The 19,121-nt window shown below is 73.3% G+C and carries 17 protein-coding genes; 6 read left to right on the top strand and 11 right to left on the bottom strand.

Going from position 1 to position 19,121, the window contains the following annotated elements; translation table 11 throughout:
• Positions 1-14: 14 nt before the first annotated feature.
• The 8 genes from ACFVHV_RS28000 to ACFVHV_RS27965 all read right to left on the bottom strand — a co-directional run bounded on the left by ACFVHV_RS28000 (position 15) and on the right by ACFVHV_RS27965 (position 7,734).
• Positions 15-428: a hypothetical protein gene (locus ACFVHV_RS28000; protein ID WP_359898364.1), complete on the bottom strand. Its 414-nt coding sequence runs from the start codon at positions 426-428 to the stop codon at positions 15-17.
• Between the two features lie 167 nt (positions 429-595).
• Positions 596-1,180 (bottom strand): GNAT family N-acetyltransferase, encoded by a 585-nt coding sequence (locus tag ACFVHV_RS27995; protein ID WP_380354458.1) that lies wholly within the window; start codon positions 1,178-1,180, stop codon positions 596-598.
• Entirely contained in the window at positions 1,164-2,099 is a 936-nt protein-coding gene (locus ACFVHV_RS27990) for a methyltransferase domain-containing protein (protein WP_359898362.1), read from the bottom strand. The genes ACFVHV_RS27995 and ACFVHV_RS27990 overlap by 17 nt, the downstream gene beginning before the upstream one ends.
• A 132-nt stretch (positions 2,100-2,231) precedes the next feature.
• Positions 2,232-2,687 carry a Pycsar system effector family protein gene (locus ACFVHV_RS27985; RefSeq protein WP_359898361.1) on the bottom strand — a complete coding sequence of 152 codons (456 nt, stop codon included), beginning with the start codon at positions 2,685-2,687 and terminating at the stop codon, positions 2,232-2,234.
• Positions 2,688-2,872: 185 nt separating this feature from the next.
• A complete protein-coding gene (locus ACFVHV_RS27980; RefSeq protein ID WP_359898360.1) occupies positions 2,873-3,829 on the bottom strand; it encodes a hypothetical protein in 957 nt (318 codons plus the stop codon).
• Positions 3,826-5,982: a hypothetical protein gene (locus ACFVHV_RS27975; RefSeq protein ID WP_380354454.1), complete on the bottom strand. Its 2,157-nt coding sequence runs from the start codon at positions 5,980-5,982 to the stop codon at positions 3,826-3,828. Before ACFVHV_RS27975 ends, ACFVHV_RS27980 begins: the two co-directional genes overlap by 4 nt.
• Positions 5,979-6,908, bottom strand: a complete 930-nt coding sequence (locus ACFVHV_RS27970) for a hypothetical protein (protein WP_380354451.1) — start codon at positions 6,906-6,908, stop codon at positions 5,979-5,981. Before ACFVHV_RS27970 ends, ACFVHV_RS27975 begins: the two co-directional genes overlap by 4 nt.
• A gap of 133 nt (positions 6,909-7,041) precedes the next feature.
• Entirely contained in the window at positions 7,042-7,734 is a 693-nt protein-coding gene (locus ACFVHV_RS27965; RefSeq protein WP_359898357.1) for a Crp/Fnr family transcriptional regulator, read from the bottom strand.
• A gap of 438 nt (positions 7,735-8,172) precedes the next feature.
• On the opposite strand from ACFVHV_RS27965, the gene ACFVHV_RS27960 reads away from it, so the two are divergent.
• The 5 genes from ACFVHV_RS27960 (at position 8,173) to ACFVHV_RS27940 (ending at position 13,008) form a co-directional block, all read left to right on the top strand.
• Positions 8,173-9,963 (top strand): ATP-binding protein, encoded by a 1,791-nt coding sequence (locus ACFVHV_RS27960; protein WP_380354448.1) that lies wholly within the window; start codon positions 8,173-8,175, stop codon positions 9,961-9,963.
• A 17-nt stretch (positions 9,964-9,980) separates the two neighbouring features.
• Entirely contained in the window at positions 9,981-10,367 is a 387-nt protein-coding gene (locus ACFVHV_RS27955; RefSeq protein ID WP_380354503.1) for a roadblock/LC7 domain-containing protein, read from the top strand.
• 78 nt (positions 10,368-10,445) lie between these two features.
• Positions 10,446-10,808, top strand: a complete 363-nt coding sequence (locus ACFVHV_RS27950; RefSeq protein ID WP_359898354.1) for a DUF742 domain-containing protein — start codon at positions 10,446-10,448, stop codon at positions 10,806-10,808.
• On the top strand, positions 10,789-11,406 hold the full coding sequence (locus tag ACFVHV_RS27945) for an ATP/GTP-binding protein (RefSeq protein ID WP_359898353.1): 618 nt from the start codon (positions 10,789-10,791) through the stop codon (positions 11,404-11,406). The genes ACFVHV_RS27950 and ACFVHV_RS27945 overlap by 20 nt, the downstream gene beginning before the upstream one ends.
• A gap of 69 nt (positions 11,407-11,475) precedes the next feature.
• Positions 11,476-13,008: a cytochrome P450 gene (locus ACFVHV_RS27940; RefSeq protein ID WP_380354444.1), complete on the top strand. Its 1,533-nt coding sequence runs from the start codon at positions 11,476-11,478 to the stop codon at positions 13,006-13,008.
• Between the two features lie 102 nt (positions 13,009-13,110).
• Here the strand turns inward: ACFVHV_RS27940 and ACFVHV_RS27935 are convergent, their stop codons facing one another.
• From ACFVHV_RS27935 to ACFVHV_RS27925, 3 genes are all read right to left on the bottom strand, one after another.
• The gene (locus ACFVHV_RS27935; protein WP_380354441.1) at positions 13,111-14,742 is read right to left on the bottom strand and encodes a purple acid phosphatase family protein; all 1,632 of its coding nucleotides are present in this window, start codon (positions 14,740-14,742) and stop codon (positions 13,111-13,113) included.
• 93 nt (positions 14,743-14,835) lie between these two features.
• On the bottom strand, positions 14,836-15,816 hold the full coding sequence (locus tag ACFVHV_RS27930) for an SAM-dependent methyltransferase (protein WP_380354438.1): 981 nt from the start codon (positions 15,814-15,816) through the stop codon (positions 14,836-14,838).
• A gap of 60 nt (positions 15,817-15,876) precedes the next feature.
• Complete coding sequence (locus ACFVHV_RS27925; protein ID WP_359898349.1) at positions 15,877-17,229, bottom strand: MFS transporter; 1,353 nt, start codon at positions 17,227-17,229, stop codon at positions 15,877-15,879.
• A 159-nt stretch (positions 17,230-17,388) separates the two neighbouring features.
• On the opposite strand from ACFVHV_RS27925, the gene ACFVHV_RS27920 reads away from it, so the two are divergent.
• Positions 17,389-18,987: an alpha/beta hydrolase gene (locus ACFVHV_RS27920; protein WP_380354435.1), complete on the top strand. Its 1,599-nt coding sequence runs from the start codon at positions 17,389-17,391 to the stop codon at positions 18,985-18,987.
• Positions 18,988-19,121: the final 134 nt, after the last annotated feature.

Genomic DNA, 19,121 nt, shown 5'->3' with positions numbered 1-19,121 from the left:
TCGTTTCCCCCTCCTCAGAGCCTGGCGAACAGGCTACGCAGGTGCCGTCCGTTGACCACCGCGGCCACACCCAGCAGGGCGAGCCCGCAGACGCCCTGCTCCACCTTCATCCACACCGGGAAGGTCCCCGGCAGGGCGATGATCGTGGCGATGGCGACCAGCATGACGGCCGAGAGGATCCGCAGCCGCCGGAACGCGCCCCGGGAGCCGTTGGCGGCCCGGACGGTCAGCAGGAGGGTGAGGGCGGCGCTGGCCACGACGATGGTGCCGCGGACCAGCACCGGCGCGTTGACCATCGTGTGGTGGTCACGGAGGGCGACGGCGGCCGCCAGTGTGACGACGCTGAGGCCGAGATAGGCGAGCACGAGCCGCCGGACGGTGCGGAAGGCCCGACGGGTGTCGGGGTGCTGCAGGTCGGTGTCGTTCATGGCATCCATGCTGGTCGTGGACCTGTTTCCGGGGGCAGTGTGTTCGCACACCGGCGCACCGTGACAATTGTCAGCGGGCCGCCGCCGACGAGCCGTTGACGACGGACCGTCGCGGCCCGACCGTCGCCGGCCGAGCGTTCCGGGCCGACCGCCGTCGGCCGCCCCTGTCAGCGCCCGGCCGCCTCCGCCCGGTCCCCGTCCAGCAGGCGCACCATGTGCAGCTTCGCGACCGCCCGCCCGTCGACCAGGACGGCCCTCGGCTCGCGCCCCCACACCTCGAAGCCGCAGGCGGTGTAGAGCCGCAGGGCGGGCTCGTTGCCCTCCGAGACGGTCAGCAGCACCTGCCGCAGCCGCCCGTCCCGCACCGCTGTGCGCAGCACCTCCCGCACCAGGGCGCGGCCGATCCCCCGCCCGGCGGCGCTGCGGGCCACCGCCATGCCGTACAGCGTGCCCTTGTGCCGCTCCTGACCGCGCTGCGGCACCTTCAGCCCGGCGGTGCCGACCAGCGCGCCGGCGTCGTCGAAGGCGCCGATCAGCGCGCCCGGCCCGGCCTCGGCCCCGGCCAGCCGGTGCAGCGTCTCCGACAGTGGCCTGCCGGCCTCCTCGGCGTGGCTGGAGGTGAAGGCGCTCGGCGTCCCGCGCAGCGCCGCCAGCCGGAAGGCCCGGTACGGTTCGGCGTCCGCGACGCCCAGCCGGCGCAGCACCACGGGCCGCGCCGCGGCACGCCGACCGTGCTCAGCCGAGACGGACACGGGTGCACCTCGTCACGTACGGCAGGGCGATCTCCTCGCGGCCGGCCAGGTCCGGGTGGGTGGCCAGCAGCTGCTCGACGTCGGCCAGCAGGCGCACCCGCTGGTCCTCCGGCAGCGCGATCACATAGCTGCGCGAGGCGACCATGTCGACGATCCCGGCCCGGGTGGTGACGTGCTCCCAGCCGATCTCCAGCCGCTCGGGCGCACCGAACGGCGCCGGGAGGACCGGCCTGGTGTCGATCCGCGGCGGCGACGCGCGGTGCATCAGCACGCCCAGGGCGGCCGCCCAGGGTTCGGACTCGTCCCGGACGTTCCACACCAGCGCGAGCGTGCCGCCGGGGGCGAGCACCCGGGCGATCTCCGGCACCGCGACCGCCGGGTCGAACCAGTGCCAGGCCTGCGCCACCACCACGGCGTCCACGCTGCCGTCCGGCAGCGGGATGTGCTCGGCCGAGCCCGCCCGGACGGCCGCCTTCGGCACCGTCGCGGCCAGCCGCGCCCTCATCCCCTCGTCGGGCTCGACCGCCACCACGTCCAGGCCCGCGTCGACCAGCAGACCGGTCAACTTGCCCGTCCCGGCGCCCAGATCGAGCACCCGGCGGGCCTCCCGGGGCACCGCCGAGCCGATCAGCGCCCGCGGATAGCCCGGCCGGCCGTGCTGGTACGCGTCCACCGCCACCCCGAACGACCGCGCCCGCAGCCGTCCGGCCCACCGCCTGGTCGCACCCTGCCGCGTCATTCCGCAGGCCCGCCCGATCTCCTCCCAGGTCGCCTCCCGCCCGCGCCGCAGCTCCTCCACCAGCTCCGTCCGCCGCTCCTCCAGCGCCTCGATCACCCCCGACAGCCGCCGCAGCCCTTCCACCCCACCGCCACCGGCCACATCCTCCGCCACCCGCCGACCAAGATCGCCCGTCTCCATGGCCCGGCACTGTACGGACCCGAGCCGGAAGCCGTCAACCATCATTGCCCTGTGACGCAACATCCGTTGCCTCCGACCGTGCCACCGGCCCCGGCCGTGGTGGTGCGGCCGGGGCCCGTCGGCGGCCCACCGTCACAGCGGCCGGAGCGTGAGCACGAACTGGGGCAGCGCCAGCAGGAGCAGGACGGTGCCCGCCTCGATCCAGCGGTACTTCGCGCGGATGATCGCACTGGTACCGGCCAGCGCCGAGAGCAGCGGGCCCGCCGGATCGCGCCCGGCCCGCTCGAAGGCCCGCCGCAGCCGATCCGGACCCGCACCCGGGGCGATGTGCTCGAAGTACCCCGGACCGGCCGCGGCACCCCGCCGCCCCTTGCGATGACGGGGAACCAGCGCGGAGGCGAAACAGCCCACCGCCAGCAGGGCGCTGGCCACCGCACTCCACCGCAGGAGCGGAACCGTCCACGCCAGGGAGCCGGAACCGGCGCCGCCGTCCAAGGGGACGAAGGTCGCGAGCACCGCACCGGTGAACGCCAGGAAGACGGCGGCCTTGGTGTCGGCCCGGACCAGCTCCGCGCTGTTGGCCGCCATCAGGCGCTCCATCGCCGACACCGAGGACGGGGTGGTCACCGCTGTCGGCGCGACGGCCCGGCGGGACCGTCGAACGGCCGGCCGCCGAGGGCTTCCGGCGACGGACCGCCTGCGGGGCGCACGGCGCACCGGCTCGCGGCGCACCGGCTCGCGGCGCACCGGCTCGCGGCGCACGCCTGCCGGGGTCATCGCGGCACCCCGTTCGGGACGCCGTTCGGGACACCGCCCGCCCAACCGTTGACGTGGGTGTGGAGCTTGGTGAAGCCCGGACCCGGCCCGCCGGGCTGCGGGGCAGGCCCGGGGACCTGCCGCCCGAGGGCGACCAGGCGGTCCCGCAGGATCCCGGACAGCTCCTCCTGCTCCTGCTCCGTCAGCCTACCCAGCATGAGGGCCATCCTGTCCTGCCAGGTGCTCTCTCCCCGGAGCAGGTCGGAGTGGCCGACCACCCAGTCCAGGACATCGCGCACCTCGTCCGGCTTCCTGGCGAGCCAGAGGGCCGCGAGGGCGACCGGACCGTCCTGCACATAGCGCCGGCAGAACTCGTACTCCTCCTTGCTCTTGGCCGTCCAGTCGAAGGGCACGTCCATCGCGTCCGGCTCCCCGAGGCGCAGTTCGTTGCCGTGCTCGCGCGCGGAGACATCGGTGACGCGGTAACCGAGCCCGTAGTGGGGCAGCACGTACGGCGCCGCCAGGTACTGGATCAGCTCCTCGGGGCCCAGCCTGGTGCCCGCGGCCGCGAACTGCTCCCTGAGCTGGTACAGGCGCCCGTCGAGGTCCTTGCGCACCGGCAGCCATCCCAGGCTGGTCCGGGTCTGCACGGCCCGTGCGGCGTCGTGGACCCACCAGAGGACGTGGACCTCCAGCGAGGCCGTGCCGAACGAGGTGGGAAGGCGGACATCCCGAGTGCCCGGCCGCTCGTTGAGGTCGACCAGGTACGCCTGGTCGAATCCGCGCAGTCCCAGCCGAGCGGCGACCCCGCCACCCGGGTTCGGACGGCCCTTCCCCAGCTGGCGGTACACCCCGTGGCGATCCCCCAGAACCAGGGCGCGGTCGCGCCGCCCGGACCAGCGGTGCCGGAGGATCTCCCGCCAAGGAGCGCGGGTGGCCCGGGTGTAGACGGGCGGGTCGGTGTCGAGGGTCATCGGGGGCCTCCGAAGGCAGGAGCGGAGCGGTAGGGCTGCGGCTCGCCGCGCCGCCAGGCCTCCAGGGCACGGTGGGCGATGTCGCGGCCCGCCAGGTCGGGGTCGTCGCTGCGGTCGATCTCGACCATCAGCCTCAGCTCGCCGGGCCGCATGTCCTCGGCGAGCGCCGCGAGCAGCGTCTCCACGGCGGCCCGGAGGGGTTCGTCCCAGACTGCCCGACGGCACCAGCCGAGCAGCCTCGTGCGCGAGCTGTCGAAAAGGGTCTCGTCATTGAGGCAGTGCCGAACGAAGGCCGTCACCGGTTCGCCGAACTCGCCCTGGAGGAGCAGTTGTTGCTGGAACCACGAAGGGTCTCGGAGCAAATCGAGGAATGCCGTGTGCGCGAGCACGGCGTCACGCTCGGACCGGTCCGCCCACTCGATGAGCTTGCGGAACACCGCCGTCTGGTTTCCGCCGTGGAAGAGGCTCCACAGGGCCCAGCGCACCCTCACGGCGACGATGTGCTCGCGCTCGTCCTCCCCTCGGTAGCAGCGCCGGAGCAGTGCGAGCGCGAATTCCGGCCGGGCCGCTCCGAAGTCTCCACCGCAGGCACCGGCCGCGGTCGAGCGGAGCTGCCAGCCGCCGCTGTAGCTCCAGCTGTCGAGGCGGTGCTTCACCTCGCCGACGAGAATCGGGTCCTGGGCCGCGATCCCCAGCGCGTACGCGGCGATGCTCTGGCTCTGCGTGTGCTCGGACTTGGCCAACTTGCGGATGTGACGCAATGCCTGACGGCCACCGCTCCAACCCGTGGCGAGCCCCACCACCCGCCCCATGGGCTCGGCCAGGTCGGACTCGGAATCGGAATCGGACACCTTGTCGATCCACTCGGTCAGCAGTCCCGGCACGTCCCCGTACTGCCGCCACACGTGTCGCAGCACCGTCTCCGCCTGGCGGTGCCGCTTGAAGCAGATCGGCTCCACCGTGTAGGTGTAGCTCGACGTCCGCAGGGTCCCACCGGGCGCGTGCTCGGCCCGGACGGTCGCCAGCAGTTCGTCCAGCGAGCGCCGGAGAACGAACCGCGGGTTCGGCCGGGGCGCCTGGCCCTCCCCGTCCGCATTCGGCCGCACGACCGCGTCAAGGCGACCGTCGGCCAGCTTGAGCAACCGGTCGGTCTCGTCCAGGACGATCCGGTGGTCCAGGCCCTCCAGGACACTCGTCACCAGCAGGAACGCCAGCGCGTCCGGGTCCTCACGGAGCTCCTTCAGGAGGTCGGGGACCTCTGTCTCCGCGAGGAAGCTGAGCCGCTGGCCGAGGTCGGCCAGTTCAGGATCGTCCTCGCGCGCCCGCGTCACCTCGTCCACGAGCTCGACGACCTGGGCCGGCACCAGTTGGGGAGCCAGCAACTCGTCGAGGTCCGGCTCCAACCGGTCCAGCAGGTCCCGGCGTCGCCCCTCGTCCGGCAGTACCGCCTCCAGCCGTGCGTCGAAGACCGCTCGCGGTGCCGGAGGCGCATAGGACACCGGGCGGATGTCCATCGCGCGGACGAGACGGCGACACAAGCCCGGGTCGTGCGGCAGCAGCACCACCATGCAGGCGTCGGCCGTCTCCAGCCGGGCGCGCAGCTTGGCGACAGCCGTGGGGCCGAGCTGGACCGCGGGCGACAGGCCGTGCACCAGGTACCCGCGCGCCTCGCTGTGGGTGGGCCGCCAGGACGACAGGTCCGAGTCGCTGTCGAGCGCGCGCAGGGCCATCGTGTTCCCGCCGCCCTCGAACAGCAGGTTGAGCGCAGTTGTGCGGCGTCCGGTACCGGGGTCGCCGGCGAGGAAGAGCAGGCGGGTGCCGAGCGCGCTCAGCCCCTCGGCGAAGCAGTCCGGCTCCGCGAAACCGGTCCGTGCGGCCAGGATCTCCATCGACGAGATGGGTCCGTCCTGTGCCTCCACCCGCTCGCCGCCGCCCGGGGCGGCCCCGACGCCGCCGTTCTCGACGCGCTGGTCCCCGTGCACCGAACCGGTGTTGATGTTGCCACCCGGCGCGAAGATGAAATGCGGGCGGTCCCCTCCCCAACCGGCGAACCGGTCCGCCAGGTCGTCGATCCCGAAGTCGGCGTCGAAGTCGGGATCGAAGTCGTCCGCCGCGCCCGGCCCCTCGATGGCCGGGCGTTCGTCGGGGCTCACCGGTGGTGCTCGTTCTTGTCGCCGTGGACGGTGTCCTTGTTGCCCCGGACGTAGTCGCCGCCGAAGCCTCCGTACGAGTCGCCCCCCGCGTTGGTGACGCTCTGACCGCCGTACACCGTGCCGCTGTTCAGGTTGCTGCCGTCGCCCCGCTGGGTCACGACCGTCCTGGGCGCCCGGCGCCCCTCCGCCGGCCGGTCCGGCTTCCGGCCGTCCCGTCCCTCCTGCTCCTCCACCACGGCGTCGCCGAGGATCCTGCGGTCGTACAGGTTCCCGGACGGCGAGGGCACGTAGAGCCATGCCTGCTGGTCGAAGCGCTTGCCCTCGACGGTCGCCGGTACCTCGATGAAGTGGTCGGGGTGGCGCCCGGTGTAGCCGCTCGCCACCGCGTCCTGGTAGCACCGGTCGGACAGGATGGCGGCGACGTGGGTGATGCTCTCGTTGGAGGCGGCGAGCATGGCCTTCACCGGGCGGGAGTCGAGCAGCCGGTGGGTGTCGTTGCGCGGGGTGCCGTTGCCGTCGAACTCGCCGCCGGTGTCCGGCAGCGGGCCGATGTTGAGGCTGACCCGCAGCCGGATCCGCACCGTGCCGACCGAGTGCACGTTGAACTCGGTGAGCACCTCCTGGAGGGTGTTCAGCCAGGGGTGGACGAGGAAGGGCATCCAGGCCGGGTCGAAGCCGAACACGTATCCGTCGCCGGTCGAGTTGGGGAACCTCCGGTCCTGCCAGACGTCGCCCAGCCCGGCCCGCTCGAAGGACCACTGGAGCACCTGCGGCACCGACCTGCTGATCACGCCGTGTTCGATCGCCGGGTGTCCGGTGAAGTCCTTGGCGTCCACGGCGACGATGCCCCGGTACGGCGGGAGGTGCCGGCTGCGGCTGTACGGCAGGGCGCTGGCCTCGGGCATCGGCTGGTCGAACTCCGTCATTCTCTGCTCCTTGTGGTTCCCGTGCTGACCTTGCGCCACCAAGCTTCGCGAGGTTGCGTGGCGCGGTGTGCTCACTCGGTGCGGAAAACGAGTGACGGAGGTCACATCGACGGAAGGTTGAGGTGACGGCTCGTCAGTCGCGCAGGGATGCGGCCGCCCGGCGGAGGGCGGGGAGGTCGTGGAGGGCGATGGACTTGCGGCCGGCCTCGACGCGGTGGGCGGCCAGGGACACCAGGGCCGCGGTGACGGTGTTGCGGGAGACTCCGAGGTGTTGGGCCAGTTCGTCCCGGGTCAGGGCGAGTTCGATGCGGCGACCGGCCGTGGGCACCGGCCCTGCGGAGAGGTCGGCCAGGGCGACCAGGGCGGCCGCCAGCCTGGGTACGACGTCGCCTCCGGTCCGGGCCAGGTCGGACTCCCGCAGCCGGCTCATGGCGTAGCGGACCAGCACGGGAAACAGCCCGTGCTCGGCGACGAAGCGCAGGAAGGCCGTCTTGGTGACGACCACGACCGTGCAGTCCGAGATCGCCTGGACGCTTGCCGAGCGGACGCCGTCGTCCAGGACGGCCACTTCCCCGAGGAGTTCGCCGGGGCCGCGGAACGCCAGCAGCCGGACGTCCCCGTTGCGTTCCCGCCGGCTCACCTTGGCCACTCCGGCCAGCAGCGCGAGGACGTGGGTGCCCGGTTCGCCCTGGCGCAGCAGGGTGGTGCCGATGGGGTGCCGGCGCTCGAACGCCTCCGCCAGCATGCCCGTCCAGACGGCGTCGCCCATGAGGTGGCGCAGGGTCCGGCCGGACGGATCCGGTGCTCGGCTGTCGTGATCGTCCATGCGACGAGCCTAGGAGGAATCGGTCACCGCGGGCCGGGGAATCGGGACGTCGCCGTGCGGCTCGCCAGGCCGGGCCGTGAATCCCCTTCCGGGTGATTGCCACCCGCCCGGTTGACCCGGTTCGCCGCGCTTAGCACGAACTCCGCGCGAGGTGGCGGGACTTGGCGAGGAAACCCTTCGCATGAGCGAATCCGGAGCGGGTCGGCGGCGCGCGGGCGGCGGGGCGAGAAGCCTGGTGGGAGGGCGGTGGCCGCTCCGGGTTGCGACTGGTGTGCGAGATGTCGGTGTTGTCCGGCTGGATACGACAAGTCGGTTGCGGGACGGTATTTTTGACTTTCGGTCAGGATGTCCTGAACTTGGCTATGCTGCACCACCACGCCTGCGGAGCCGATCCCCCGCCTGTCCCCCTTTGCTGTTCCGATCGTTTGAGGATGCTGAATGCTTCGAGCTGGATCGTCACTCGCCAGACGGCGCCAAGCGCCCCTGCTCGGCTGGTTGTTGCCGACGGCCGTGATGGCGGTGGCCGTGGCGGTCGCCGCGATGGTGGTGTCCGCCGGGGCCCGGGCCGGGGTGCTGTGGTGCGGGGCGACGGGCACCGTGCTGGTGGCCGTGGTGGCCGCCGAGTCGGCACGCCGCGGGCGGGCGCTGAGTGAGTCGCGCGACCGGCACGCCCGGCAGGTGGAGGAGTTCCAACGCCGGCTGGCCGGTCAGGAGGACGAGCTGGACCGGCTCGCCCGGGGCGAGATGCGCCGGATCGTCGCCGGGGCCCGCTACGGGTACTCCTTCGACGTGCTGACCCGCCCGCTGGAGGAGAGCGACGCCCCCGTGTCGCCGCGGTTCCGCCGCTCCCTGGTGGCCGTCGCCGAGGCCGTCGCCAAGGCCGTCGACGACGAGGTCAGCCGGCGCGACTCGGCCGAGCGGGCCTTCGTCAACATCGCCCGCCGGGTGCAGGCCATCATCCACCGGCAGGCCAAGGACCTGCGGGAGATGGAGGACCGGCACGGCAACGACCCGGCGGTCTTCGACGACCTGCTGCGCCTGGACCACGGCAACGCGCTGACCGGCCGCCTGGCCGACAGCATCGCGGTCCTGTCGGGCGCCCGCCCCGGCCGGCAGTGGACCCGGCCGATCGCGCTCTACAGCGTGCTGCGCGGCGGCATGTCCCGGATCCTGGAGTACCAGCGGGTGGACCTGCACCCGGTGGCGCAGATCTCCGTCACCGGACCGGCCGTCGAGCCGCTGATCCACGCCGTCTCCGAGCTGCTCGACAACGCCACCCGCTACTCGCCGCCGCACACCCACGTGCACCTGAGCGCCTCCGAGGTGCAGAGCGGGATGGCGATCGAGATCGAGGACGGCGGCCTCGGCCTCACCGACGAGGCCCGCTTCCGCGCCGAGCGCTCGATCCGCGAGGCGATGGTCTCCAAGGACTTCGACGACCTCACCGAGTCCCCCCGGCTGGGCTTCGCCATCGTCGGCCGGCTCTGCCAGGCGTACGGCTTCCAGATCTCGCTGCGCCGGTCCGCGTACGGCGGCGTGCGGGCGGTGCTGGTCGTGCCGCAGGAACTGCTCACCACCGCGCCGCCGACCGGGCGGGCGCACGGCATCGGCGCCTTCTCAGGCCCCCGTCCGCTCCCGGCGAACCCGCCCCGGCACGCGGCCCCGGGCCGTCCCTGGGGCACCCGGACGACCTCGGCCGGCGTCGGGCCGTCCTACGGTTCGACCAACCCGTGGGGGCCGTCCGGCCCGGGCGCCGGGGACGACGAGGTGATCGTGACCGAGTGGACGCCCAACGGCCTGCCGCAGCGCCGGCGCAGCCGCCCGATGATGCCGCGGGGCTTCGGCGGGGCCGCGCGCGCCACCGCGCAGCCCGCCGGTCCGATGGCGCAGCCCGCCGGGCCGGTGGCGGGGCCGCCGGCCCGGGCGACGGGCCCCGCCAAGGAGCCGAAGCAGCCGGGCCTGTGGCTGGAGGCGTTCATGGACGGCATCAAGGGCACCGGACCGGGCCCGTCCGGCCCGGCGGGTGCCGGAGCCGCCACCGACGGCGGGCGCACCACCGACGCCGGACGCGCCACGGGCCCCGGACGGACGGACCTCGGACGGACGGGCCCCGGACGGACCGACCCCGGGTGGGCGGGTGCCGGACGGACGGGTACCGGACAGGCGGGTGCCGGACACACGAGCGCCGCGCACACCAGTGAAGACACGGCAGGGAAGGGCGAGCAGTGATTCCGCACCGCAACAACATGGACTGGATCCTCAACGACCTCGCGGACAGCGTCCCGTGCGTGCGCCACGTCATCGTGCTGTCGGCCGACGGCCTGCGGATCGCCCAGTACGGCACCGCCCCGGACACCGCCGACCGCCTCGCCGCCGCCTGCGCCGGGCTGCAGAGCCTGGCCGGCGCGATCGGCCACGAGTTCCCGCACGGCGACGGCTCGATGCGGCTGGTGGTGATCGAGGTGGACGGCGGCTACTTCTACCTGATGGCGGCCGGTGACCGCGCCTATCTCGCGGTGCTCGCCGACGAGGGCGTGGACGCCGGGCTGGTGAGCCACCAGATGCGCGACCTGGTCGCCCGGATCGGCGAGCACCTGTCCACCCCGCCGCGCAATCCCGAGGCGGTCGCGTGAACCGGCACCCGGCCCGGCCTGCCGCGGTGGGCTGCGACGGCGGGACGGGCACATGAACGAGCACAGCGAGGCGGTGGCATGACGGCCGAGAAGGGTGGCTGGGACGGCCCCGAGCCCGACCGGCTGTACGTCATCACCCGGGGCCGCAGCGGCCCCTCCGGACCGGGGGTCTTCGACCTGGTCACCCTGATCGTCTCCCGTGCGGAGCCGACCCCCGCCCACCAGCCGGAGCAGGCCGCCATCCTGCGGCTGTGCCGGTCCCCGCTCTCGGTGGCGGAGGTCTCCGCCTACCTGGAGCTGCCCGTCAGCGTGGTCATCGTCCTGCTGGCGGACCTGCTCGACGACGGGCTGATCGAGGCCCGCAGTTCCGCCGTGCCCGCGGCGGAGCTTCCCGACCGTGCCCTGTTGGAGGCGGTGATCCATGGACTTCAGCGGCTCTGACACGGTGGTCGGGCCGGCCGGATCGGACCTGCTGCCGGACACCGTCACCACGGCGGTCAAGGTGGTGGTGGTCGGCGGCTTCGGTGTCGGCAAGACGACGCTGGTCGGCGCGGTCAGCGAGATCCGCCCGCTGACCACCGAGGAGACCATGACCCAGGCCGGGGTCGGGGTGGACGACCCGACCGGGGTCGAGCAGAAGACCTCCACCACCGTGGCCATGGACTTCGGCCGGATCAGCATCAGCGACCGGCTCGTGCTCTACGTCTTCGGCACCCCCGGCCAGGAGCGGTTCTGGTTCCTCTGGAACGGCCTGTTCGAGGGCGCCCTGGGCGCGGTGGTGCTGGTGGACACCCGCCGGCTGGAGGTCAGCTTCGAGGTGATCGGGCGTCTGGAGGAGCGCGGCGTGCCCTTCGTGGTGGCCGTCAACGGCTTCCCGGAGGCGCCGCCCGTCCCGCTCGACGAGGTCCGGGACGCGCTGGACCTGCCGCCCGAGGTGCCGATCGTCGCGTGCGACGCGCGCAGCCGGGAGTCCAGCCGGGACACCCTGATGACCCTGATGCACTACCTGTACGAGCTGGCCGCCCCGTCCACCGGCTGAGCCGACGGTCCGTCCGTAGCACCCCCACCGACCGCCCGTCACCGAACCCACCCGCGACCGGAGACCCCCGTGACCACCCCGTTCCCCGAACCCGCCACCCCCGCCGGCCCCTCGTCGCCCGCCGCCCCGCCGCCCGGCTGCCCGGCCCACGCGGGCGGCGGCATCGCCCCGACCGGCCCCGGCGGCCTGCGCCGCCTGTACGGGCCGGAGGCCGAGACCGACCCGGCGGGCCTGTACGAGAAGCTGCGCGCCGAGTACGGCGAGGTGGCCCCGGTGCTGTTGCACGGCGACCACCGGGCCTGGCTGGTGCTCGGCCACGGCGCCAACATCGCCGCGATGCGCACGCCCTCGCTGTTCTCCCGGGACTCGCGCCTGTGGAGCGCCTTCCGCAACAACGAGGTCCCGCCGGACTCGCCGCTGCTGCCGGTGGTCGCCTGGCAGCCGATCTGCGTGTTCGCGGACGGCGACGAGCACCGCCGGCTGCGCGGCGCGCTGCTGGACGGTCTGAACGGCTTCGACCGGCGCGGCATCCGCCGTCACGTCCGCCGCTTCACCACCGACCTGGTCCAGGTGGTCGGGCCGACCGGCCGGGCCGAACTGATCTCCCAGTTCGCCGAGCACCTGCCGATGCTGGTGATGACCAAGCTGCTCGGCATGCCGGACGAGTACGGGCCGCAGCTGGTGACCGCCGCCCGGGACCTGCTGAAGGGCACCGAGACGGCGATCGCCAGCAACGAGTACGTGGTCGCCGGTCTGCGCCGGACCATCGCCCTCAAGCGCGAAAGCCCCGGTGACGACCTGACCAGCCGCCTGCTGGCGCACCCGGCCGGGCTGACCGAGGACGAGGTGATGGAGCACCTGCGGGTGGTGCTGCTGGCCGCGAACGAGACCACCGTCAACCTGATCGCCGACTCGTTGAAGATGGTGCTCACCGACCCGCGGTTCCGCGCCCACCTCTCCGGCGGCCAGATGACCCTGGGCGAGGCGCTCGACCAGGTGCTATGGGACTCCCCGCCGATGTCCCTGGTGGCCGGCCGCTGGGCGACCGCCGACACCGAGCTGGGCGGTCAGCGGATCGGTGCCGGGGACCTGCTGCTGCTCGGGCTCGCGGCGGGCAACGTGGACCCGGTGGTCCGGCCCGACCTGGCGGCCCCGCTGTACGGCAACCGCTCCCACCTGTCCTTCGGCGCCGGTCCGCACGAGTGCCCCGGCCAGGACATCGGGCGGCACGTCGCCGAGGCCGGGATCGACATCCTGCTCACCCTGCTGCCGGACGTCCGGCTCGCGGTGGCCGAGGAGGAGCTGACCTGGAGTTCGGCCTGGATCTCCCGTCATCTGACGGCGCTGCCGGTGGAGTTCACCGCCCGCGACATCGAGCCGGACCCGCTCTCGGTGGCGGAGGCCGAGGAGGCGGAGGCGGAGCAGGCGAAGGCCGGGGCCCAGCAGGTGGAGCAGGGCGGCTCGGCGGCTCAGCAGGCCGTTCCGGGCCCCCGGAACGCCGGGCGCGCCGGGACGGCCGGGCCGCAGGCCCCGACGACCCCGACGGTCCCGGCGCAGCGCCGCGGCTGGTGGGACGTGCTCACCGGTCTGTTCCGGCGCTGAGCCGCCCTGGGCTGCCCTTATCCGCCCTGGGCCGCCCGGCACACGGGTGACCGGCACACGGCCGACCTGCGCCGGTCGGCCGTGTGCCGGGCGGCCCGGCCGTCAGCCGTCGCGCCCGTCGGTCCGGCGCCGGTACAGGGTGAAGGTGTCCACCGGGGTGAGGTCCCCGTGCGGTCCGTCGAAGGTGTAGTAGACGACCTTCATGGTGGTCGTGCCGCCGCGCCGGTCGCCCGGGTCGACCTCGAAGGCCGCGAAGCCGTGGGCGTGGGTGCGGTCCTGGACGGCGGCCCAGGGCGCGTCCTCGGTGACCCAGACCGACTCCCGGTACGGCGCGCCCGGCTTCGGGTCCTCCAGCCCGACGACCACCCGGCCCTTGGGCTTCTCGAAGAGGTCGTCCTGCGTGGTGGCGGCGTTGCCGCCGGCCCCGATGATCATGTGGACGGTGCCCCGCCCGGTGTCGACGAGGTCGGTGCGGGTGTCGGTCGGCACCGGGGTGCGGGTGTCGTTGGGCAGGGTGCCGCGGACGGGGTGGGAGCGCTCGTAGTAGTGCTCGTGGCCGCACACCACCAGGTCGACCCCGTAGGCGTCGAACAGCGGGCCCCAGGTCTCGCGGAGGCCGAGATCACTGCCGGAGCCGTGCATCGAGCTGGAGATCATCGGGTGGTGCATGCAGACCACGATCCAGTCGATCGCCCGGCTGCTCCGCGCCGCCCGCAACTCCCGCTCCAGCCAGCGCCGTTGGGCGCCTCCGGAGTAGCCGCGCAGGTAGACGTCGCCGGAGTTCTGGATGGCCTCGTCGTCGTTGGCGAGGCTGATGAAGCGCACCGAGCCGACGGTGAAGGCGTACCACATGCCCCGGGTCTCCTCGTCGGAGGAGGCCGAGGAGTCGGGGAGGGTGAAGTAGGCCTGGTAGCCGGTCGCGCCGATCGGGCCGTTGCCGCCCTCGTTCTCGTGGTTGCCGACGCAGGGCATCCAGGGCCGCAGCCGGGTGGAGCGGCTGTTGCTGATGAACCAGTCGGCCCAGGTCGCGGTGCGGCTCTGGCCGTGGCGGCCGGCGTAGGAGGAGTAGCAGAGGTCGCCGTTGATGAGGTTGAACAGCGGCCCGACGCGTTCGACGGCGGCGACGATGTCGGCGGAGGCCGCGGTGCCGACCTGGCTGCTCATGAACACGGGGTACTTGCCGAGCGGGGAGGGCATGCCGTCGGGGAAGGTGATCCGGCGGCGGAGGTTGGGCGCGGCCTGGTCCCCGAAGCTCGTGAAGGTGAAGGGGGTTCGGCCGCGCGGGGCGGTGGTGAAGGTGCCGGTCTCGGCGTTGGCGCCGTCGTGGCCGGCGCTGTAGAGGTAGGTGGTGCCCGGGCGCAGGCCGGTGAGCCGCGCGTGGTGGACGTACACCTCGGCCTTGTCGATCGAGTCCCGGTAGGTGCGGGTCTCGGCCTGGACGACCCGGCCGAGGCCGCCGTCCGGCGAGCCGTACCGCACCTGTGGTCGGCGCACGGACTGCGGGGTGAGCCAGGAGACGGTCATCTCCGTACTGGCGTCGGTGCCGAACTGCAGGTGCAGCCCGGTCACCGAGGCCGTTCCGGCGCGGTGCGGGGTGGTCTGCAGGAGCGGACCGGCGGGCGCGTCGTCGGCCGGCTGGGCGGCCGCGGGTTGCGCGGCCGCCGTCCCTGCCGCCACGAGGGCGGCTCCGGCCGCCGAGGTGCCCTTGAGGATGGACCTGCGTGCAATGGTCATGAAATCTCCGCCTGCCGAGTGGGGGGTTCGACGGGCAGTCACTTTAATGACATGAGCACGTAAAGACGATCGTTTTGACGAGGAAGGATCCGACTACGCCTTGCGGCCGACTCCCCCGTACACCGAGACCGTGCCCCCGCCCGGGGCCGGGACCTCGGCGAGCTCCGGGTGCCAGTCGTTGATCAGGACCACCCCAGGATCGTCCAACTCCAGCCCGGCGAAGAAGAGTTCGACGCGCTCGCGCGAGCGGAAGTGAAGCGTGATCCCGGCGTCCTCGTACCGGCGGGCGGCGGCCGCGCTGCGCTCCGGCGCGATGTCGGCCGTCCCCGCGGACAGCGCGAGGAAGCTGCCGGCGGGCAGGGCGTCCAGGATCTTGCGGACGGGCGGGTGCGCGGCCTCGTCGGAGAGGAAGTGGACGATGTTGATGAGCGTCAGGGCGACCGGCTCGCGGAGGTCCAGGGTGCCGGCCACCGCCGGGTCGGCGAGGAACCGCTCCGGTTCGCGCAGGTCGCCCTGGACGTAGGCGGTGCGACCCTCGGGGGTGCTGGTGAGCAGGGCGCGCGAGTGGGCGAGCACGATCGGGTCGTTGTCGACGTAGACCACGCGGCAGGCCGGGTCGACGGACTGCACGATCTCGTGCAGGTTGGGCGCGGTGGGAATGCCGGTGCCGACGTCCAGGAACTGGCGCACGCCGTGCACCTCGGCGAGCCGGCGCACCATCCGGTGCATCACGGCACGGGCGGCGGTGGCGTCCGCGCGCACGCCGGGCAGGTCGGCCAGGACGCGGTCGCCGACCTCGCGGTCCGCGGGGAAGTTGGTCTTGCCGCCGAGCAGGTAGTCGTAGACCCGGGCCGAGTGCGCCCGGTCGGTGCGCAGGTCCACCTGCGGCGGCTCCTCGAACCCGGGCTCGGTCAGCCAGCTCTCCGACAGGCCGGTGCCCGGCGGACGGTCGTAGGACCCCCAGTCGTCCGAACCCCGGTCGCCCGGACCGCCGACACCCGTACCGGTGTCCGATGCGCCGCCGCCCCGTCCGGCAGTGTCCGGTATGTCCGCACCCGATGCGTCGGTACCCATGCTCCGCCCTCCCCGATCAGCAATGGTCCGGACCACTCAACCACAGTGGATGACTGTCCGTCAGGCGGTTCCCGGTGTCCGCTGAACCGAGGCTTCCGCGCCCCGCACGGCCGCGGCGAAGGACGGCACCTTCATCGCCGTCAGCAGCGCGAGGGCCGGGCCGGCCGTGCAGACGGTGACGTATCCGGGGATCAGGCCCAGCAGATGACGGCCGTTCAGCCACTCGGCGAGCAGCGGGAAGGTGCCGCCGAACGCGGCGATGGTGGTCGCGTTGACCACGCCGAGGCCGACCGCCCGCACCTCGGTCGGGAAGAGCAGCCCGGTGAAGACGTTGAGCGTGCCGAGCACCGTGGCCACCAGCATCCCCAGCAGCACGGCGACGACCTGGAACGGCAGCCAGCCCTGGCGCAGCCCGGCGAGCAGGATGCCGACCATCGGGATCGGCAGGCCGAAGCCGATCCGGGCGACCGGCAGCAGGCCGAAGCGGTCGGCGGCGACACCGGTGAGCAGCATGGTGGCCAGCACCACGACGAGCACCACCGTCATGAAGGAGGCCGCCTCCTCCTTGCCGACCACGTGGTAGGCGGCGGCGTACTGCGGCAGGTACGCCAGCGCGAAGTAGTAACCGACCGTCCCCCCGAGGGTGTTGAGGAAGACGGTGAGCACCGCCCAGCGGTGCTCGCGCAGCGTCCGCAGGAACGGCGGGCGGGCGGTGCGCCGCGCGCGCTCCCGGGTGCGGCGGAACTCCGCGCTCTCCGGCGCCCACCGCCGCACCCAGACGGCGGCCAGCCCGAGCAGTGCGGCGACCGCGAAACCCAGGCGCCAACCACCGTTCTCCAGACCGGACTTGCCGATGGTGTGGATCAGCACGGTGAGCACCCCGAAGGAGAGCAGCGAGCCGAGGACGATCCCGCCGTAGGAGATCGAGCTGAACGCGAAGCGGTGCCGCGGCGGGGCGGTCTCGGTCACGTACGCGGCCACGCTCGGCGCCTCCCCGCCGAAGGCGAGCCCCTGCACCACCCGGGCGAGCACGGCCAGCAGTGCCGCCCAGACCCCGATGGCCTGTTGGCCGGGGATGACGGCGATGCCCAGGCTGGCGGCGGCGATCACCGCCATGCCGAGGCTCAGCGCGAAGCGCCGTCCCCTGGTGTCGCTGAGGCGCCCGATCAGGTAGGAGCCGACCGGCCGTGCGACGAAGCCCACCGCGAAGGTGACGTACGCGCCGAGCACGCCGCTGACGCCGTGCTTGCCGTGCCCGAAGAGGTCCGCCGCGAAGTAGGGCGCGAGGACGGCGTAGATGCTCCAGTCGAAGGACTCGACCACCGATCCGACCGTCGCCGCGGCCAACTCCCGCCGCCGCCCGCCGGCTTCCGCCTGCTCACGGAGCGGGGCCACCGCACTGCTTTCTGTCATGACCTCAGCATGGCATCGTTCGGCGCCCCGCGGAATCACCCCTCGCGCCCGGCGGACGGCTCCACCCCGGCATCGTGGCGAGAGGCGTCGTGCGGAGAACTCCGAGAATCCCATGTGACCGATGTGACAGGCAGGTGATATTCCTGTGCCGTGCATTTCATGATCACCAGGAACCCGCGGCGCGTCCTGCCCGCCGCCGTCGCCACCGCCGCCCTGCTGGCCGGCTGCACCGGCGGGAGCGGCACGGCCGCCGCGCCCGCGGCCACCACGGCCCCCGCCGGCGCGACGCCGACGGCCACCCCGACGCCCACCCCGACCGTCAAGCCCACCGGTGCCGCCGACCCGGCGCTCAAGGCCTTCTACGGCCAGCAGCTCGCCTGGGGCCCCTGCGCAAAGGACCCGCAGAACAAGGAGGACGTCTCGGCGCTCCAGTGCGCCGCCCTCAAGGTCCCGCTCGACTACACCGCCCCGGCCGCCGGCACCCTCGACGTCGCCGTGGTCCGCAACCCGGCCACCAAGCCCGACCAGAGGATCGGCTCCCTGCTGCTCAACCCCGGCGGCCCGGGCGGCTCCGGCGTCCAGATGGTCACCTACGACCCCAAGGGCCTCGACGGCCCGCTGCACGACCGCTACGACATCGTCGGCTTCGACCCGCGCGGCACCGGCGGCACCAGCCCGCTCAACTGCCTGGACGACCGGGCCCGGGACGCCTGGCTGAACACCGACCAGGCCGGCGACGACCACGGCAAGCAGCTCGCCGACGCCTGCCAGGCCAAGTACGCACAGGTCCTGCCCTTCGTCGGCACCCGCAACACCGCCCGGGACATGGACGTGCTGCGCGCCGCCCTCGGCGACCAGAAGCTCAGCTACCTCGGCATGTCCTACGGCACCTACCTCGGCTCGCTCTACGCCGAGGAGTTCCCGGACCGGGTCGGCCGGCTCGTCCTGGACGGCGCCACCTCGGCCTCCACCTCGCTGATCCAGCACAACATCGAGCAGTCGGCCGGCTTCGAACGGGCGCTGAAGGCCTTCGCCGCGGACTGCGTCACCAAGGACGCGTGCCCGCTCGGCAAGGACGCCGACCAGGCCCCGCAGAAGCTCGCCGCCTTCCTCGACGGGCTCAAGGACAAGCCGCTCAAGACGGAGAAGGGCCGCACCCTCACCTCCAGCGCGGCCTGGACCGGTGTGCTCAGCCGGCTCTACAGCGGCGAGAAGGCCTGGACCGGCCTGCGCAACTCCATCGGCTGGGCGATGGTGCGCGGCAAGGGCGACTACCTGCTCGACCTCGCCGACGGCTACAACGGCCGCGAAGACGACGGCCGTTACAGCCCGTCCGCGGACGCCTACACCGCCATCCACTGCGCCGACGGCGCCACCGACGCCCCGGCCGGTGAGCAGCTGCATGCCGCGCTGACCGACCTCGCCGCCAAGGCCCCGCTGGTCGGCAAGCACGACCCGATGGCCTCGCTGTTCGACCCGGACTGCCGGATCTGGCCGTTCCGCGCGACCGAGAAGCCGCACGTGATCAAGTCGGCCGCCACCGCCCCGATCGTGGTCGTCGGCACCACCGGGGACCCGGCCACCCCGTACGCCTGGGCCGAGAAGCTCACCGCCGAACTCGGCAACGCCGTCCTGATCAGCCGCGACGGCGAGGGCCACACCGGCTACGGCGCGAGCAAGTGCGTCCGCGCCTCGGTGGACGCGTTCCTGCTGGACGGCACCGTCCCGGCCGCGGGCATCCACTGCCCGACGGACTGACCGCGGGCCTGCTCCACCGGCGGGGGGGGCGGCAGACGGCCCCGCCCCCCCCCGCGGCGCCGGCGCCCCCCCCGGCGGCGGGCGGGGCGGGGCGGGGGGGGCGGGGGGGGTATTAAAAAAAATAGGAGCCGAAC

The sequence above is a fragment of the Kitasatospora sp. NPDC127116 genome (assembly GCF_042677365.1).
Lineage (GTDB): Bacteria > Actinomycetota > Actinomycetes > Streptomycetales > Streptomycetaceae > Kitasatospora > Kitasatospora lactacystinica.
The sequence above is the reverse complement of the archived record's forward strand: the minus strand, read 5'-3'. Positions and strand labels throughout refer to the sequence as shown.